17 protein-coding genes are annotated in these 17,246 nt (G+C 44.5%); 14 read left to right on the forward strand and 3 right to left on the reverse strand.

The window, feature by feature from the left end:
- Positions 1-227 precede the first annotated feature (227 nt).
- From AB6D93_RS19920 to flgA, 3 genes are all read right to left on the reverse strand, one after another.
- Positions 228-653: a flagella synthesis protein FlgN gene (locus AB6D93_RS19920; RefSeq protein ID WP_017062264.1), complete on the reverse strand. Its 426-nt coding sequence runs from the start codon at positions 651-653 to the stop codon at positions 228-230.
- A 66-nt stretch (positions 654-719) separates the two neighbouring features.
- Positions 720-1,037: a flagellar biosynthesis anti-sigma factor FlgM gene (gene flgM / locus AB6D93_RS19925; RefSeq protein WP_102333652.1), complete on the reverse strand. Its 318-nt coding sequence runs from the start codon at positions 1,035-1,037 to the stop codon at positions 720-722.
- A gap of 178 nt (positions 1,038-1,215) precedes the next feature.
- Positions 1,216-1,962, reverse strand: coding sequence for a flagellar basal body P-ring formation chaperone FlgA (gene flgA / locus AB6D93_RS19930; protein ID WP_017062262.1), 747 nt, complete (start codon positions 1,960-1,962; stop codon positions 1,216-1,218).
- Between the two features lie 77 nt (positions 1,963-2,039).
- On the opposite strand from flgA, the gene AB6D93_RS19935 reads away from it, so the two are divergent.
- The 14 genes from AB6D93_RS19935 to AB6D93_RS20000 all read left to right on the forward strand — a co-directional run bounded on the left by AB6D93_RS19935 (position 2,040) and on the right by AB6D93_RS20000 (position 16,606).
- Positions 2,040-2,966, forward strand: a complete 927-nt coding sequence (locus AB6D93_RS19935) for a chemotaxis protein CheV (protein WP_017064134.1) — start codon at positions 2,040-2,042, stop codon at positions 2,964-2,966.
- Positions 2,967-2,977: 11 nt separating this feature from the next.
- The gene (locus AB6D93_RS19940) at positions 2,978-3,805 is read left to right on the forward strand and encodes a protein-glutamate O-methyltransferase (RefSeq protein WP_004736174.1); all 828 of its coding nucleotides are present in this window, start codon (positions 2,978-2,980) and stop codon (positions 3,803-3,805) included.
- A 255-nt stretch (positions 3,806-4,060) separates the two neighbouring features.
- Positions 4,061-4,456 (forward strand): flagellar basal body rod protein FlgB, encoded by a 396-nt coding sequence (flgB, locus tag AB6D93_RS19945; protein ID WP_004736175.1) that lies wholly within the window; start codon positions 4,061-4,063, stop codon positions 4,454-4,456.
- 4 nt (positions 4,457-4,460) lie between these two features.
- The gene (gene flgC, locus AB6D93_RS19950) at positions 4,461-4,874 is read left to right on the forward strand and encodes a flagellar basal body rod protein FlgC (protein WP_004736176.1); all 414 of its coding nucleotides are present in this window, start codon (positions 4,461-4,463) and stop codon (positions 4,872-4,874) included.
- A gap of 17 nt (positions 4,875-4,891) precedes the next feature.
- On the forward strand, positions 4,892-5,605 hold the full coding sequence (flgD, locus tag AB6D93_RS19955; RefSeq protein WP_010439286.1) for a flagellar hook assembly protein FlgD: 714 nt from the start codon (positions 4,892-4,894) through the stop codon (positions 5,603-5,605).
- Between the two features lie 49 nt (positions 5,606-5,654).
- Positions 5,655-6,959 (forward strand): flagellar hook protein FlgE, encoded by a 1,305-nt coding sequence (gene flgE, locus AB6D93_RS19960; protein WP_017062260.1) that lies wholly within the window; start codon positions 5,655-5,657, stop codon positions 6,957-6,959.
- Positions 6,960-7,210: 251 nt separating this feature from the next.
- Positions 7,211-7,960: a flagellar basal-body rod protein FlgF gene (flgF, locus tag AB6D93_RS19965; RefSeq protein WP_017056855.1), complete on the forward strand. Its 750-nt coding sequence runs from the start codon at positions 7,211-7,213 to the stop codon at positions 7,958-7,960.
- Positions 7,961-7,981: 21 nt separating this feature from the next.
- Positions 7,982-8,770: a flagellar basal-body rod protein FlgG gene (flgG, locus tag AB6D93_RS19970; RefSeq protein ID WP_102333651.1), complete on the forward strand. Its 789-nt coding sequence runs from the start codon at positions 7,982-7,984 to the stop codon at positions 8,768-8,770.
- Positions 8,771-8,858: 88 nt separating this feature from the next.
- Positions 8,859-9,635 carry a flagellar basal body L-ring protein FlgH gene (flgH, locus tag AB6D93_RS19975; protein ID WP_017062258.1) on the forward strand — a complete coding sequence of 259 codons (777 nt, stop codon included), beginning with the start codon at positions 8,859-8,861 and terminating at the stop codon, positions 9,633-9,635.
- Between the two features lie 94 nt (positions 9,636-9,729).
- Entirely contained in the window at positions 9,730-10,821 is a 1,092-nt protein-coding gene (locus tag AB6D93_RS19980) for a flagellar basal body P-ring protein FlgI (RefSeq protein ID WP_017062257.1), read from the forward strand.
- A gap of 10 nt (positions 10,822-10,831) precedes the next feature.
- A complete protein-coding gene (flgJ, locus tag AB6D93_RS19985; RefSeq protein WP_017064131.1) occupies positions 10,832-11,749 on the forward strand; it encodes a flagellar assembly peptidoglycan hydrolase FlgJ in 918 nt (305 codons plus the stop codon).
- Positions 11,750-11,969: 220 nt separating this feature from the next.
- Positions 11,970-13,850 carry a flagellar hook-associated protein FlgK gene (flgK, locus tag AB6D93_RS19990; protein WP_017067655.1) on the forward strand — a complete coding sequence of 627 codons (1,881 nt, stop codon included), beginning with the start codon at positions 11,970-11,972 and terminating at the stop codon, positions 13,848-13,850.
- A 10-nt stretch (positions 13,851-13,860) separates the two neighbouring features.
- On the forward strand, positions 13,861-15,051 hold the full coding sequence (gene flgL, locus AB6D93_RS19995) for a flagellar hook-associated protein FlgL (protein ID WP_017064129.1): 1,191 nt from the start codon (positions 13,861-13,863) through the stop codon (positions 15,049-15,051).
- A gap of 418 nt (positions 15,052-15,469) precedes the next feature.
- On the forward strand, positions 15,470-16,606 hold the full coding sequence (locus AB6D93_RS20000; protein ID WP_372159187.1) for a flagellin: 1,137 nt from the start codon (positions 15,470-15,472) through the stop codon (positions 16,604-16,606).
- The last annotated feature ends 640 nt before the right edge of the window (positions 16,607-17,246 follow it).

The raw sequence follows: 17,246 nt of genomic DNA on the forward strand, positions 1-17,246 counted from the left end.
ATTGAATATTCAGTGATATTGGTTGCTACTCGCTTTCCAGATGGCATATCGGCAACCAATAACTAATATGGATGTAAAAGCGGCAAGTATGAAAATACTTGCCGCTTTTTTGTTTATCGATTTTGTCAGGGTGTTCAAAGGCTGATTAGAAATTTTGATAAAGAACAACGACAGAAATAGCCTGAGATACAGACTTAAGTAGGAGTGTTGTTGAAGAGGTAGCTTAACTAGGCTTTTACGTTGGTTCCCAGCGTGGAAATAGTATGCGTTTGACCACCGGCATTGTAGGTCATGCCAATTTTACCGTGGCTTTGCTGCATCATATTGCTGAGTTTTTTGAAGCTAAGGTGTGCTCGATTCAAGGCTTCGCCATTAACAAGGTTCGCTTGCTGGCAATCGTGCACTATCGACTGGATCTTTGTGACTAACTGAGCAAGTTCAGGATTCTCGGTCAGTTCTGAGATATTGGTATGGGTCGCGATTCGCTGATCGGTTGATCTTAATTGTTCAACAAGGACTACTTTTTCTTTGGCGATTCGCTCAATATCGTTTGATTGTCGGCTCGTAATAGCGGTTTTCTCTGAACTTAATAATTCAGATAAGGCTTTGGCATTTTGAAGTTGAAAATTAACTAAATCTGCTAGTGCCGCCATAACGTAAACCTATTCATAACCTCGTATGCTTTAAGACAATCACTTCAATCAAAAGTGAGTGTTGGCTTAAAGACCTTTTAATTCATCTTCGAACTTGATCATGTTGTCTGCCAGTTTTTCTGGATCAACAGTGTATGAACCGTTCGCAATCGCTTCTTTGATCGCTGCTACTTTCACAGAATCAAAGCTTGGTTGTGCTGCCATATCTTGGTGGAGCTGACCAATCGCTTTGCCTTGTTGGCTAAGTGAAACCGCATCTTTGCTTGTTGGTGATTTAGTTGATACATCAGAATGTGATGCCTCAGAACTAGAATCAGAGCGTACTGCTGATCGGTTAGTGGTCGTTAGGGTTTGCCCTGAACGAATATTATCAATGCCTGCCATAGTTAAGCCTTTTTCTTCAAAAATGGGAACCTGTACAGTCAATATCGACCAAGGGTTCGAATACTTTAGCAATTTTTAGCTCAATAGTCGAAAAGCGACAAAACACCGCCGCCGTCACATTTGGCGTTAGAGTAGAGAGTGAAATCGCTAACGATACCTTCAATTTAGAAGTAAAGAGTTAAAAGTAAACTGTGACTTCAGACATGCTGGTAACAATTCCTTCAATTATACGCTGTGATTTGTCATTTTTCACTCTTACTTGATCACCCATAGAGCCATCGGTAAGCGCAGTCCCTTTGGTGGTAATGGTCATGCCACCTTTTACTGCCTGTATGATAACCTTCTCGTTTCGGCAGACGACACAGATATCACCTCTTTCTACAACATCGCCCGGTCTTAGGTTCTTTTTTACCTTAGCGCCGATGACTTGTTGTGGGGCTGTGAAACCTTGGCGACGAAACTTGTTAAGAGAAATCATAGCGGTGGTGACATCGTATTGACCGACGATTTCGCCTCTCGCGAGTGAACGAGTGGTGGTGACAAGGGGCACCGACATCGAAAGACGCACGGGTACATAAACGCGCCACTCATCAGGAACACATTGCACTAAAACCGTAATACTGCTGCGGGTATTGGTGGTGGTTGAGGCGCTGGTCTCTAAAGGCACTGGGCAGTCTGTCGCTTTGATTCTTGAGTCAACATTTGCTGAATTAACAAAGAGTTCGCCACCTTGTGGCTGCTCAACTGTATCAAGGATATGTTGCTCCGCTGCAGACTGAATCATCTCAATTTGTTCTGGGGTCGCAGCTTGTACAAAAAAACTAAACAATATTGATAAAATGCCGATAAACTTAGCGACAGTTTTAAAAGTAGCTCTACACATTGCTATGGAAAGAGGTGGCAAATTTGTTTTATAATACGTCATTCCGTTTCTCTGGTGGTTCGTAGCCTGCAGTAGACTAACACTTTTTATACAAAAAAGTTTGATATGGAGATGAGCTCATGACGGGTATTCTTGATTCGGTGAATCAGCGTACGCAACTCGTCGGTCAAAACCGATTAGAATTACTAACCTTTCGCCTAATGGGGCGTCAGCGTTACGGCATTAATGTCTTTAAAGTAAAAGAAGTGCTGCAATGCCCTAAGCTGACAAAGATGCCAAACTTGAACCCACTGGTTAAAGGTGTAGCACACATTCGTGGCCAAACGATCTCTGTGATCGACTTGAGCTTAGCGATTGGTGGCCGTCCTACAACGGATGTTGAAAAGTGTTTTGTGGTTATCTCTGAGTTTAACCGAACCATTCAAGGTTTCTTGGTAAGTTCAGTTGAGCGCATTATTAACATGCACTGGGAATCGATTCTTCCGCCGCCAGATGGCGCAGGTAGAGCTAACTACCTGACAGCGGTAACCAACATTGATAATGAATTGGTAGAAATTCTTGATGTTGAGAAGATCCTTGCAGAAATTTCTCCTGTTGATGAAACAATGGACAGCAAGATTGCTGAAGATATTGCGAAAGTAGAACAAGAGAAAGAACTGGTTCGCCGCATCTTGATTGCTGATGACTCGACCGTTGCTCGTAAGCAGGTTCAACGTGCTATTGAGTCGATTGGTTTTGAAGTTATCTCGGTGAAGGATGGTAAAGAAGCCTACGAGAAGCTGATACAGATGTCATCAGAAGGCAGTATTTACGATCAGATTTCATTGGTGATTTCTGATATCGAAATGCCAGAAATGGATGGATACACGCTGACTGCTGAGATTCGTCGTCACGCCGAACTTAAAGATTTATACGTAATTTTACACTCATCGTTGAGTGGTGTATTTAACCAAGCCATGGTTGAGCGTGTTGGAGCTAACTCCTTCATCGCTAAATTCAACCCAGATGAGCTTGGTGCAGCTGTAAAAGCTGCGTTAACTAACTAAAAGAGACATTAATGACTGCTATAACAATAAGTGATCAAGAGTATCGCGATTTCAGCCGTTTCTTAGAATCTCAATGTGGCATTGTATTAGGTGACAGCAAGCAGTATTTAGTGCGCAGTCGTCTAAGCCCATTAGTAACGAAGTTTAAGTTAGCTTCTTTGTCTGATTTGTTGAGAGATGTAGTAACAGGTCGAAACCGTGAGCTGCGTGTGGCTGCTGTCGATGCCATGACGACGAACGAGACACTTTGGTTCCGTGATACTTACCCGTTTGCTGTGCTTGCGGATAAGCTTCTACCGGAAATAGCGGCAAATAAACGTCCTATTAAGATTTGGTCTGCGGCAAGCTCTTCAGGCCAAGAAGCATACTCAATGGCAATGACGATTCTTGAAACTCAAGCTCGTAAGCCAGGTATGCTGCCAAATGTATCGATTACCGCAACTGACATCTCAGCAAGTATGTTGGATATGTGCCGCACTGGCGCTTACGACAACCTTGCATTGGGACGTGGACTTTCTCCAGAGCGCCGTCGTACTTTCTTTGAAGATGCGGGCGATGGCCGTATGAAAGTGAAAGATAACGTCAAGCGCATGGTGAACTTCCGCCCTCAGAACCTGATGGACAGCTATGCATTGTTAGGCAAGTTCGACATTATTTTCTGTCGTAACGTGCTGATTTACTTCTCGCCTGATATGAAGTCAAAGGTACTTAACCAGATGGCAAATAGCCTGAACCCTGGTGGGTACTTACTATTGGGCGCGTCTGAATCGTTAACAGGCTTAACCGATCGTTTTGAAATGGTTCGCTGTAATCCAGGCATCATCTACAAATTAAAGTAACGAGCGGCACCGATATTAGGTGTAAGGTTACCGTCTAAATTTAAAACCCAGCCAAGTGCTGGGTTTTCTTTTTCCTGCTTAAGCTATATCTTTAAGTCAGAGTGACATTCCAATTTACTCTATTTTTTGGCTTGTTTATTGCAAGTTTACCCACGAGTAACCTGTAAAAGCATTGATAGACCGCCTTGTTTCAAAAGTTGGTATATATATTGCTTTGGTTATTTCATAACAGTCAGTTCTTGAGTTGAGGTTTACATGGCTATTTCTTTTGACAATGCTTTGGGCATTCACCAGCACACAGTTGGTGTACGTGAGCGTAACGCTGAGGTGCTTTCCACCAATATCGCGCAAGCAAACACGCCTGGGTATAAAGCAAAGGGATTAGACTTTAAGAAATCACTGCAAGCGGCAAGTTCTGGGGCAAGCATTGGTCTTAGCCGTACAGATGGTCGGCACATTTCTGCCTCAACAACGGTGAACGGGGAAACGAAGTATCGCATTCCTACCCAACCTGATACAGGAGATGGCAACACGGTTGATTTGGATTTGGAAAGAAACCTTTTCATGCAAAACCAAATTAGGCATCAAGCCTCTCTCGACTTCTTAGGAAGTAAGTTCAAGAATTTAACTAAAGCGATTAAAGGGGAATAATTAGATGAGTTTATTCAATGTATTCAATGTGACTGGTTCTGCGATGAGTGCTGAATCTGTTCGTCTAAATACGACCTCGAGCAACCTTGCGAACGCGGACAGTGTAAGTAGTTCTGCTGAAGAAACTTACAAGGCTCGTCACGCAGTGTTCGGCGCTGAGTTAAATAAAGCACGCAACAGTGGTCACACTGTGCCTGTGAAAGTATTAGGTATTGTGGAAAGCGATAAGCCGCTAAGCGCGGAGTACAACCCGGATCACCCATTAGCGAACAACGAAGGCTATATCTACAAGCCTAATGTCAACGTTATGGAAGAAATGGCAAACATGATTTCGGCATCACGTGCGTACCAAACAAACGTACAGGTTGCTGACTCGAGTAAACAAATGCTGCTGCGTACGCTGCAGATGGGTCAATAAGGATAAGGAGGTAGCACATGGCTGGAATCAACAACAATGTTGGTCAAAGCGGCTTGTCCTATGTTGACCAGCTGAAGAGTCTTCAAGATGGCGCTAAAAAGCCCGACGAAACAACAGGTAAGCAGGATCTTAAACAAGAAGACTTCTTATCTTTGTTGACTAAGCAACTAGCACAACAAGACCCTTTCAAGCCGGTTAGCAATGACCAGATGATTGCGCAAATGGCTTCATTTGCGACCGTAGATGGCATTGGCAAAATGAATACACAGTTTGAAAGCTTGAATTCATCAATGACCTCTAACCAAGCTCTTCAGGCCTCCTCTTTAGTTGGGCGTGATGTATTGGTTCCTGGTGCGGCAGGTGTAAAACCCGGTGATGGCGGTATGGCGGCAATGGTTAAGCTTCCTCAGGCAATGGACAATGTAATGGTCCGTGTTGAGAACGAAGTTGGCCAATTGGTTCGCACATTTGATATCGGCTCTAAACCATCTGGTGATACACGTGTTGAATGGGACGGAAAAGACGAAGACGGTAACCCATTGCCGGCCGGTAAATACAACGTGAAAGCGTCGGGTTTGCTGGATGGCGAGAACACAGAGTTCCAAGTTTCCAGTTATGCGAACGTGAACAGTGTGCTTCTTGGTAAGGGCGATGGCAACGTACTACTCAATCTGGCTGGTTTCACATCGCCAGTACGACTTGCTGAAGTACTAGAAGTTGGTAAAGCGTAGCTCTTTATTGAGTGACTATGCTAGCTAGATAGATTAGGAGAATAATGGAATGTCATATGTAGCTTTAAGCGGCCTATCCGCTGCACAATTAGACCTGAATACAACCAGTAACAACATTGCGAACGCGAACACATTTGGCTTTAAAGAGTCTCGTGCCGAGTTTGGTGATGTTTACTCAAGCTCGTTGTTCACTAACGCAAAAACGACGGCAGGTGGCGGTGCGCAAGCTAGCCAAGTGGCGCAACAGTTCCACGAAGGTTCAAGTATTTATACGAACAACCCAATGGACTTACGTGTAAGTGGTACAGGTTTCTTTGCAGTATCGAAAGACCGCATGGTGCCAGAGATTAACGAATTAACGCGTAATGGTGCATTTCACCTAAACAAAGACAACTACATGGTTACCGCTAATGATGAGTTTCTTTTAGGTTACGATGTTGATCCAAACTCGGGGGAAGTTCTTTCTTATGCGCCAAAGCCTCTCGACATTCCTGCTGAGTTTGGTAAACCAAAACAGACAGAAAACATTGAAGTAGGGGTTAACCTTCCTGCAAACGGTGATCTTAAAGACCCGGCTGCATTTAACTTCAAAGATGCTGATACTTATAACCGTGCAACGTCTTCGACGGTATACGATTCTATGGGTCAGTCTTACAAGTTAACGACTTACTACCTCAAAGATCAGACTCAACCAAACACTTGGCAAACGTACTACACCATGTCAGATGAGAACGGTGAAAAGCCGGTCAACATTACTGGTGGTGATGCGACGAATGCACAAGGTCATGTTGGTCACACAATGAAGTTCAACAATGACGGTACGTTAGCAAGCCTAAACAATGGTCAGCCGATTAACTCGGAACCACTGGGTGCTGGTGCGAACCCTATTGACTTGAACGGTGCTGATCCAACTCAAGTGCTTAAGTTTGGTTTAGATTCTTCAACTCAGTTTGCCGCTCCGTTTGAATTGACTAAGTTTGATGAAGATGGCGCGACAACAGGTTTCTTAACAAAAATCGATTTCGATGAGTACGGCAGTGTTCTAGGTACTTATTCAAATGGTGAAAACGTGATGCTTGGCCGTGTAGGCTTGGTTCGTGTACCAAATGAGCAAGGTCTGGATAAGAAAGGCGGTACTCAATGGGATTCTACCAACGACTCTGGTGACAAGATCTGGGGTGAGTCGAACAAAGGTTCATTTGGTAGCATCAACAACGGCTCGCTAGAGCAGTCGAACATCGATATGACTCAAGAACTGGTTGATTTGATTTCTGCTCAACGTAACTTCCAGGCGAACTCGCGTTCTCTAGAAGTACACAACCAGCTACAACAGAATATTCTTCAGATTCGTTAATCGTTTAAAGCGTTTGAATCATCTGCGAATACCCAATTCAATGTTATTGAATTGGGTATTGTTGTTTGTCTTTTTATTTGCCGCCCCTATTGCCGCCCGGTAATGCCACTGGCAACAATTCTTCCTCAATGATCCTTTGATGATCACCCTTCTTGTTCGTTTTCTATTTAAATTATTGATAAATAACAGTTAAAAATATTGGCACAGTGTTTGCTTTATTAGCCCCAGAAGATGATTTTTGGAGCAAAATTATGGATCGCGCACTGTTTCTTGCCATGAGTGGCGCTAAGCAAAATATGCAAGCTTTGCAGCTACGTGCAAACAACCTTGCCAACGTAAGTACAACGGGTTTCCGTGCTGATTTAGCACAGGCACGTTCAATGCAAGCGTATGGCGAAGGCATGCCTACTCGTGTTTTCAGCATGACAGAGCGTCCGGGTCATAATTTCGCTCAGGGTAGTGTGGTTACTACTGGCCGAGATCTAGACGTTACCATTCAAGGTGATGGTTGGATTTCAGTGATGGACAATACTGGCCGTGAAGGTTTAACACGTAACGGTAACCTAAGGGTTGACCAAAACGGTTTACTAACCAACGCAAGCGGTCACTTAGTGCTTGGTGAAAACGATGCACCAATCACGCTGCCAATCCCAATCAGCAAAGTAGAAATTGGTACAGACGGTACGATTTCGGTGATTCCTCAAGGCGCTCCAGCTGAAGAATTGGCCGTGGTTGATCGTATTAAGCTTGTACGTCCAGACAACCAAAGTTTGTTTAAAGACACGAATGGTCTATTCCGTTCGAAAAACCCAGATCAGGCATACGAAGCAGATGCAGCGGTAACGTTGCTAAAAGGTGCTATCGAAGGCAGTAACGTAAATGCCGTAGGTGAAATGACCAGCCTAATTGACTTACAACGTCAGTTTGAAATGCAGGTCAAAATGATGAGCACAGCAGAGGAAATGGACAAGTCGTCTGATTCACTGCTTCGTATGAGCTAATAGAATTTAAAGGACATTGCTATGCATCCAGCATTATGGGTAAGTAAAACGGGTTTAGACGCCCAACAAACCAATATCTCAACGATTTCGAACAACCTTGCCAACGCCTCAACCATTGGTTTTAAAAAGAGCCGCGCGGTATTTGAAGATCTGTTCTACCAGAATATTAATCAACCGGGTGGTCAATCGTCTCAGAATACTGAGCTGCCAAGTGGTTTGATGCTGGGTGCCGGTTCTAAGGTCGTCGCGACTCAAAAAGTGCACACTCACGGTAACGCACAAACGACATCTAACAGCCTAGACATGATGATTGAAGGCGACGGTTTCTTCCAAGTTGAAATGCCAGACGGTGAAACAGGTTACAGCCGCAATGGTCAGTTCACACTGAACGGTGAAGGCGCGATCGTAACGTCGGGCCAAGGTTATCCTCTACAACCAGAAATTGTGATTCCTGAAGACGCGATCTCGGTAACGGTTGGTAACGACGGTGAAGTATCGGTTCGTCTACGTGGCGAGCAAAACAACGTCGTGGTTGGTCAAATTACCATTACTGACTTTGTAAACCCAGGTGGTCTAGAGCCAATAGGTCAAAACCTTTATTTGCCAACTGGCGCGAGTGGCGACCCACAAGAGGGTGTACCGGGTTTTGATGGCCTGGGTAACATCCGCCAATCGATGCTAGAAACATCGAACGTAAACGTAACCGAAGAGCTGGTAAACATGATTGAAGCTCAGCGTGTATACGAAATGAATTCGAAAGTTATCTCGTCAGTAGACAAGATGATGAGCTTTGTTAACCAACAGCTGTAATTGGTTTATTCGCCGTTTACTTTTTTAATTAATCTATCTGTTTTTGCTAATTGACCCATTTACCACTGCCTGCTGAGAGTATATCGCCATGAAACGTATTTTTTGTTTAGCCCTGTTAGCTTCGATGACTGGTTGTACAGTACTGGATCCAATTGAGACGCCAGCACAAGAGAACGCGACCACAGTGGTTGATGCGGTTGAAGGCGATAAGTCGGCAGAAGAAAGTTCAGGAATTATCGACACGCTTCGTGGGCGAACCGATCCAATTGCTGGTGACCCTGCATGGGCGCCAATCAACCCCAAGCAGAAGCCAGAGCATTATGCAGCGGCAACGGGCTCACTGTTTAATGTGAACCACATTGGCAGCATGTATGACGACTCAAAGCCTCGTGGTATTGGTGACATCATCACTGTAGCGCTAGATGAGAATACTCGAGCGACCAAAAAAGCCAACGCAGACATGTCTAAGTCGAATGATGCATCGATGGAGCCGCTGGCTGTTGGTGGTCAAGAGCTGACGATCGATAAGTACAACTTCTCTTACGATCTGAGCAACACCAATACCTTCGCTGGTGATGCGTCAGCCAACCAAAGTAACAGCATCAGCGGCTATATCACCGTAGAAGTGATCGAAGTATTAGCCAATGGCAACCTAGTGGTTCGTGGTGAGAAGTGGATGACACTGAACACAGGCGATGAGTATATCCGCCTAAGCGGCACCATCCGTCCTGATGATATTGATTTTGAAAATACCATCGCTTCAAACCGTGTTTCTAACGCACGAATTCAGTACTCGGGCACGGGCGTGCAGAAAGATATGCAAGAGCCTGGATTCTTGGCACGATTCTTTAATGTATCTCTGTAGAGCTTGATAGGACGACGACATACTGACAGCCTCTATCACTGAGCCACATTTAGCTAAGCTATTATAAATTAAAGCAATACAGACAGGTTACTCAATGAAAAAACTGACACTCGTACTATTCGGCATGCTATTTCTTGCCACCAGTGCCCATGCTGCGCGAATCAAAGACGTGGCAAAAGTGGCGGGTGTTCGTAGTAACCAACTTGTCGGTTATGGTTTGGTCACGGGCTTGCCGGGTACTGGTGAGACAACTCCCTTTACCGATCAAACATTTAACGCAATGCTGCAAAATTTTGGCATCCAATTGCCGCCCGGCACTAAGCCAAAAACCAAAAACGTCGCGGCTGTTATTGTGACTGCTGAACTGCCAGCATTCTCTAAGCAAGGCCAAGAAGTTGACGTAACCGTTTCTTCTATCGGTTCAGCAAAAAGCCTTCGTGGTGGTACCTTGCTACAGACCTTCTTGAAAGGTCTAGACGGTCAAGTGTATGCGGTCGCGCAGGGTAACTTGGTGGTAAGTGGCTTTAGTGCACAAGGTAACGACGGTTCTAAGATTGTCGGTAACAACCCTAACGTTGGTATCATCTCTAGCGGTGCGACGGTTGAACAAGAGATCCCAACGCCATTCGGTCGTGGTGACTACATCACCTTCAACCTAATCCAATCAGATTTCACAACGGCTCAGCGTATGGCTGATGCGGTTAATAATTTCCTAGGCCCACAAATGGCTTCAGCGGTAGACGCAACTTCAGTAAAAGTTCGTGCACCGCGTGAAATCAGCCAGCGTGTAGCATTCTTGTCGGCTATCGAAAACATCGAGTTCGACCCTGCTGAAGGCTCTGCAAAAATCATCGTCAACTCTCGTACAGGTACGATTGTGGTTGGTAAGCACGTTCGCCTAAAAGCGGCGGCGGTCACCCACGGTGGTATGACGGTTGCAATTAAAGAAAATCTAAACGTAAGCCAACCGAATGCATTCTCTGGTGGCCAAACGGTAGTGGTCCCTGATTCTGATATCGAAATCACGGAAGGCGATGGTAAGATGTTCAAATTTGAACCTGGCCTAACGCTGGACGATTTGGTACGCGCAGTCAATGAAGTGGGCGCTGCACCTTCTGATTTAATGGCAATCCTTCAAGCACTGAAACAAGCGGGTGCGATTGAAGGCCAATTGATCATTATCTAAGGAATAAAGCATGATTAAGAATAACAATGACATCGGCTTTATTCACGACATCGGTAGTTTAGACCGTCTTCGTCAACAAGCGGTAAACGGTGAAGAAGGTAGCGAGAAAGAAGCATTAACCGCGGCGGCAAAACAGTTTGAATCGATTTTCACCTCGATGTTGTTTAAGTCAATGCGCGATGCTAACTCGAGCTTTAAGTCGGATATGTTGAACAGCCAGAACGAGCAGTTCTATCGTCAGATGCAAGATGACCAAATGGCGAGTGAGTTAAGCGCTTCAGGTTCATTAGGTCTTGCAGATATGATCGTGGCTCAACTAAGCGCTGGCCAAGCAAGCGATACGTCTGAAGAGAAGGTTCGCAGTGAAGGCTTTGATGCTTCATTGCAAAGACCGCAATATTCAGGCCGTTCGGAAGAGCGAGCGTCAGACGTTCAACCTGCGCAAGCAGCAAAACAGCCAGTATCCTTTGATTCTCCAGAATCGTTTGTGACCTCAATGAAGCCTTACGCGGAAAAAGCGGCAAGTGCGCTTGGTGTGGACTCGTCTCTTCTATTGGCACAAGCTGCCCTTGAAACGGGTTGGGGTTCTAAAATGGTTAAGAACTCTTTGGGCAACAGCAATAACTTATTTAACATCAAAGCAGATAGAAGTTGGAAGGGCGATAAGGTCGCGACTCAAACTCTTGAGTTCCATGGCAAAACCGCCGTTAAAGAGTCAGCTTCCTTCCGTTCTTACTCTAATTTCGAAGATAGCTTTAATGATTACGTGAAGTTCTTGAACGAAAATCCAAGATACGAAACGGCGCTACAGCATCAAGGCAATTCAGAGAATTTCATCAAAGGTATTCATCAGGCTGGTTACGCAACTGACCCTAACTATGCAGACAAGGTTTTACGAGTTAAAGCCAAGATTGATGAGATGAACTAGCGTCATAAATCAACATAGAGAGCTTGCTACTGGCAGGCTCTTTTCTTCTCCGCCCCTTCAGTTCTTACGCGTAATCCATAGTTATCTCCTTACACTTCAATAAATTATCGTCTTTTAATTTCCTATTGTTTTTGTTGGCACATATATTGCAATTATCTTAGTAATATACGGTTGTAGTTAATCAGTTCATTCTGGTTTTGTTAAGTTTTTTGGGGGCATTATGGCGTCGGATCTTCTGAATGTAGGGGCACAAAGTGTTCTTACGGCTCAGAGACAGCTCAACACCACAGGTCATAACATTTCTAACGCTAACACAGAGGGCTATAGCCGCCAGTCTGTGATTCAAGGTGTGAATGACCCGCGCCAGTATGGTGGGCAATCCTACGGTATGGGGGTACATGTGGAAAATGTTCGCCGCTCTTGGGATCAGTTTGCCGTCAAAGAACTTAACTTATCGACAACCAATGCCGCCAACAAAGGCGATACCGAAGCCAACCTCGATATGCTGTCGAGCATGTTGTCGTCGGTCGCTTCAAAGAAGATTCCAGAAAACCTCAACGAATGGTTTGATTCCGTTAAGACTCTGGCCGATACCCCAAATGATGTGGGTGCGCGTAAGGTCGTGTTAGAGAAAGCAGGGCTTGTAACTAAAACCTTGAATGAATTTCATGAAACAGTTCGTCAACAGTCTGATTCTACGAATAAAAAATTAGATATGGGTATCGAGCGAGTTAACCAACTTGCGTACGAGATCCGTGATGTTCAGCGTTTAATGATGCGAACTCCTGGGCCTCATAATGACCTACGAGATCAGCATGAAAAGTTGATTAATGAGCTTTCTGGTTACACCAAAGTTACGGTGACACCACGCTCAAATGCCGAAGGGTTTAATGTCCATATTGGTAATGGCCATACCTTGGTCTCTGGTAGTGAAGCGAGTCAGCTGAAGATGGTTGATGGCTTACCCGATGCACATCAGCGCCGCCTAGCGATTGTTGAAGGTAAGTCTTTAAAACCGATCACCAGCAGTGATATCGACGGAAAAATCGGCGCCATGCTAGACATGCGTGACGAACATATCCCAGCAATCATGGATGAGCTTGGTCGTTTGGCGACCGCGTTTTCATATGAGGTCAATAGTCTTCAAGAACAAGGTTTGGATCTTAACGGCAACGTAGGTAAGGACTTGTTTACCGACGTGAACTCAGAGCTGGTGGCAAAATCTCGTGTCACGGCTAGCGGGCAATCGAAAGCCGATGTTGCGGTATACATTGATGATACTTCTGCCTTAAAAGGCGGTGAGTATGGACTGAAATACGATGGCAGTGATTATGTCGTGACTAAGCCGAACGGTGAGACCGTTAAGATGGCGACCGACTCTAGCGGTAGTGCTTTTTATCTTGATGGCATGCGAGTGGAAGTACGTAACCCTCCTGAACTAGGAGAGAAACTGTTACTGCGTCCAACGCGTAATTTTGCTGCGCAGATTCATATGGAAACCAAAGACCCGAAAGACATTGCTGCGCAAAGTTATGAGGCATCGACCACGTTTGCCAAGGGTACAGCGGGATTTAAAATCCTAGAAGCAGGTCAACTGCGTGAGTTTGAAGTGATTGTCTCACCAAAAGGTGAGCAGTTTGCTGTGACGGATCCGAAGGGTAACATTTTAATGCAGCCTCAACCGTATCCGCCACAAGGGCCAGTGACCATCAACGGTACAACGTTTGAGCTCACACCCGGTGCGGTGGCAAATGATAAGTTTACGGCAAACCTTGTCCCATCAGAAGGTGACAACGGTAACCTGCGTAAGCTACAAGATCTTCAAACAGGAAAGCTGTTGAATGATGGTGAGTCTACGATTTTAGACCTTTACCACAACTTGAATACTAATACGGGCTTGAAGTCTTCAACGGCAAATCGCCTGAGTGATATTGCGACATTAGAAAAACAGTCGGCTCAAGAACGTATTGCTTCTATCTCGGGAGTAAACCTCGATGAAGAAGCGGCAAACATGATGAAATTTCAGCAAGCGTATATGGCTTCTTCACGTATCATGCAAGCAGCCAACGATACGTTTAACACTATTTTGGCTCTGAGATAGGAAGGTATAAATGTTGAATCGTATCTCTAGCTTCCATAATTATCAGTCAGTACAAAACGACTTGCGCCGTCAAGAGAACAAGGTGCATCACAACCAAGCACAACTTGCTTCGGGTAAGAAGTTACAGTCGCCAAGTGATGACCCATTAGCGACGCACTATTTACAGAACATTGGTCAGCAGTCAGAACAGCTTAAACAGTATGTCGATGCGATTACTCTAGTCAGAAACCGTCTTGAGCATCATGAAGTATTGGTTTCTAACACTGAAGGCTTTGCTGATGAAGCAAAACGAACCGTGATGGAAATGATCAACGGTGCGCTTTCTCCGGAAGACCGTTTAGCTAAGAAGCGTGAAATTCAAGAACTGGCGAATAACTTCCTGCATTTAGCCAACTCTCAAGATGAGTCGGGTAACTACACGTTTGCAGGCACTAAGCCGAAAAATCAGCCTTTCTTTCGAGATAACGAAGGGAATGTGACATATCAAGGTGATGACTACCAACGCAAGATGCGTGTGGCAAGCAGCTTTGAAATGGCAATGAATGATCCGGGCAGCAAGATGTTTATGGAAATAGACAACCCGTTCGGTGACTACGAACCTCAGTACGAGCTTGAACCTGCGTCTGAGTTATTGCTCGGGCGTGCGACCAACAGCGATGAAGATGGGTCTACTTATAAAGTGACGTTTGTCGACATGCAGACGGGCAATTTCGCTTATCAGCTTGAAAAAGACGGCGCAGTGGTTGCGGCAGAAGATTTTGATCCTTCGACAGGCATTGTTTATGAAGGGCTGAATATTCAAATCAAAGGCCAAATCACTAAAGGTGATTCGATCACCTTAGAACCACGAGAGACTTTCTCTATCTTTGATACGTTCAAAGAGGCTGCTGAGCAGGCTGAAAACCCGGTATCGGATGCATCAGCAACAGCGAAACTGCACCAAGTAACTGAAGAGTTCCACGCTGCATTTATCCATTTGACCAAGGCAAGAACCGATGTTGGTGCACGCTTGAGTACTTTGGATATTCAAGAGCAACAACATGAAGATTTCAAGTTGTCTTTAGCAAAAGCAAAAAGCAACTTTGAAGACTTGGATTACTCGAAAGCGATCATTGAGTTCAATGAAAACTCTCGAGCACTACAAGCTTCTCAACAAGCGTTTGGCAAAACCAAAGACCTGACCTTGTTTAACTATATTTAATGATCAATCGGTATTTAATGGTGGCTTGTCGATCACCATGGCGTTGATTCCTTGCCGTATGTGCTATGCCATACGTGCGAATGACGCCACAGTTTGCCGCTTTTTTGTACGAAGCATGATGTTTCTAGAATAGCGGCAAAAAACGGCAATAAGGAAGGTGAATGTTTTTCATCTTCTAATAGTAGAAAATCATAATTGCGCAGTGTTGTTTGTAAGCTTCTGATTTTTAGATAATTAAAAAATTATTTATATGATATTAAACTTGGCATACAACTTGTATCTGTGTTGGTTATAAATGATTAATACAGATCTTAAACCTTGTATAGGGTTTATCGAGTAATACACGGTCAGTGCTTATCCATATGAGAGTAAAGCTGGCCGCTTCGCAGAAACTTTGCGAACTCATAAGGAGAGCAAAATGGCTATCAATGTAAGCACTAACGTATCTGCTATGACAGCACAGCGTTACCTGAATAAAGCATCTAATGACTTAGCGACTTCTATGGAGCGTTTGTCATCTGGTCACAAGATCAACAGCGCGAAAGATGATGCGGCAGGTCTGCAAATCTCGAACCGTCTAACCGCTCAGTCTCGTGGTCTTGATGTGGCAATGCGTAATGCCAACGGCGGTATTTCGATTGCTCAAACAGCAGAAGGCGCGATGAACGAATCGACTAACGTACTACAACGTATGCGTGATCTAGCGATTCAATCATCAAACGGCACTAACTCGCCGGCAGAGCGTACTGCACTGAACGAAGAGTCAATGGCACTTCAAGATGAGCTTAACCGTATTGCGGAAACCACATCGTTTGGTGGTCGTCGTCTACTGAACGGTTCATTCGGTGAAGCTTCATTCCAGATCGGTTCTAACTCTGGTGAAGCAATGATCATGGCTCTGACAAGTATCCGTGCAGATGACTACCGTATGGGTGGTACTACGTTCGATTCAGAAAACGCGAAAGATAAGAACTGGGAAGTGCCGCCAACAGCGAGCGATCTTAAGTTCGAATTCAAAACCAAAGCGGGTGAAGACATCGTTTTAGATATCAATACCAAAGCGGGCGATGATATCGAAGAGCTTGCGACTTACATTAATGGTCAGTCTGATCTTGTGAACGCATCGGTTACTGATGATGGTCGCATTCAACTGTTCGTTGCTGAACCTGACCTTGACGGCCCAATGTCTATCTCTGGTGGTCTAGCGTCTGAGCTAGGTATTAAGAGTGAAGGCCGCGCAACCTCGGTTCAAGATGTTAGCTTAACCAGCGTTGCGGGTTCACAGAACGCGATCAGCGTGATTGATTCTGCAATGAAGTACGTGGATTCACAGCGTGCTGATTTGGGTGCAAAACAGAACCGTCTAAGCCACAGTATTAATAACTTGGCAAACGTACAAGAGAACGTAGACGCTTCAAACAGCCGAATCAAAGATACGGACTTTGCGAAAGAGACGACGCAAATGACCAAATCACAAATTCTGCAACAAGCAGGTACTTCAATACTTGCTCAAGCAAAACAGTTGCCTAACTCTGCAATGTCATTATTGCAATAGTTATTGGTTGAACTTGCTGCTCGTGTTCAGACGTGAGCCATGCAGCAAGGGAAACTGGCAAGCATACTTACTATTGAATGTTTAGCTCTCTCATCTCTCACCTGCTATCCATTTTTGCAGTAAGAATGCAACGGCAAGTCGGAAATGTGTTCATTTCTCGATGATCTCCACACAGGCTCTGACGCGCCAACTAGCCCCGGTTCTCTCAAAGGAAAAGGGGCTTTTTCCTTTCTGTATTTCTTGTTTTTGCTATTTATTTTCCTGTGAACTTTCTCGCACTACCTTTTCCAAATCTCTATTTGATGGTTCTTCTTCACGACAAATAATGTCATCTATTACACAAGATTTGCGTAAGTCAGAGATCTTTGGCGATTGATCATTTCTCGACCTTGAGCCATTTAGACGGCGGTTCGTACGCTTTCTGAACAGATTAAGATCTTTTTCCAATTGAAATCTATCGCTGTATTAGAAAATGATGAAAATTAAGTTGTTGATAAATATTAGATTAATATTTTTTTTGTGGTTTTTTGAAAGTTTTTCTAAAGCTTCTGATTTTCGCGCCGTTATTAAAAGTAACTTTGAGAGAACTACTTGGTTTTCCGAGACGTCGGAAACCGCTATACCGGAAAATCAATTGGAG

Origin of the sequence: Vibrio sp. 10N.247.310.23, from assembly GCF_041467155.1 — a bacterium.
Lineage (GTDB): Bacteria > Pseudomonadota > Gammaproteobacteria > Enterobacterales > Vibrionaceae > Vibrio > Vibrio crassostreae_C.

Excerpts from the sequence above, each read along its gene's own strand:
- flgH (WP_017062258.1), top strand. The coding sequence starts at position 8,859 with ATGAAACGTATTTTTTGTTTAGCCCTGTTAGCTTCGATGACTGGTTGT.
- AB6D93_RS20000 (WP_372159187.1), top strand. The coding sequence starts at position 15,470 with ATGGCTATCAATGTAAGCACTAACGTATCTGCTATGACAGCACAGCGT.
- AB6D93_RS19920 (WP_017062264.1), bottom strand. The coding sequence starts at position 653 with ATGGCGGCACTAGCAGATTTAGTTAATTTTCAACTTCAAAATGCCAAA.
- flgG (WP_102333651.1), top strand. The coding sequence starts at position 7,982 with ATGCATCCAGCATTATGGGTAAGTAAAACGGGTTTAGACGCCCAACAA.
- flgM (WP_102333652.1), bottom strand. The coding sequence starts at position 1,037 with ATGGCAGGCATTGATAATATTCGTTCAGGGCAAACCCTAACGACCACT.
- AB6D93_RS19935 (WP_017064134.1), top strand. The coding sequence starts at position 2,040 with ATGACGGGTATTCTTGATTCGGTGAATCAGCGTACGCAACTCGTCGGT.
- AB6D93_RS19980 (WP_017062257.1), top strand. The coding sequence starts at position 9,730 with ATGAAAAAACTGACACTCGTACTATTCGGCATGCTATTTCTTGCCACC.
- flgL (WP_017064129.1), top strand. The coding sequence starts at position 13,861 with ATGTTGAATCGTATCTCTAGCTTCCATAATTATCAGTCAGTACAAAAC.
- flgB (WP_004736175.1), top strand. The coding sequence starts at position 4,061 with ATGGCTATTTCTTTTGACAATGCTTTGGGCATTCACCAGCACACAGTT.
- flgK (WP_017067655.1), top strand. The coding sequence starts at position 11,970 with ATGGCGTCGGATCTTCTGAATGTAGGGGCACAAAGTGTTCTTACGGCT.
- flgJ (WP_017064131.1), top strand. The coding sequence starts at position 10,832 with ATGATTAAGAATAACAATGACATCGGCTTTATTCACGACATCGGTAGT.
- flgA (WP_017062262.1), bottom strand. The coding sequence starts at position 1,962 with ATGACGTATTATAAAACAAATTTGCCACCTCTTTCCATAGCAATGTGT.
- flgD (WP_010439286.1), top strand. The coding sequence starts at position 4,892 with ATGGCTGGAATCAACAACAATGTTGGTCAAAGCGGCTTGTCCTATGTT.
- AB6D93_RS19940 (WP_004736174.1), top strand. The coding sequence starts at position 2,978 with ATGACTGCTATAACAATAAGTGATCAAGAGTATCGCGATTTCAGCCGT.
- flgE (WP_017062260.1), top strand. The coding sequence starts at position 5,655 with ATGTCATATGTAGCTTTAAGCGGCCTATCCGCTGCACAATTAGACCTG.
- flgC (WP_004736176.1), top strand. The coding sequence starts at position 4,461 with ATGAGTTTATTCAATGTATTCAATGTGACTGGTTCTGCGATGAGTGCT.
- flgF (WP_017056855.1), top strand. The coding sequence starts at position 7,211 with ATGGATCGCGCACTGTTTCTTGCCATGAGTGGCGCTAAGCAAAATATG.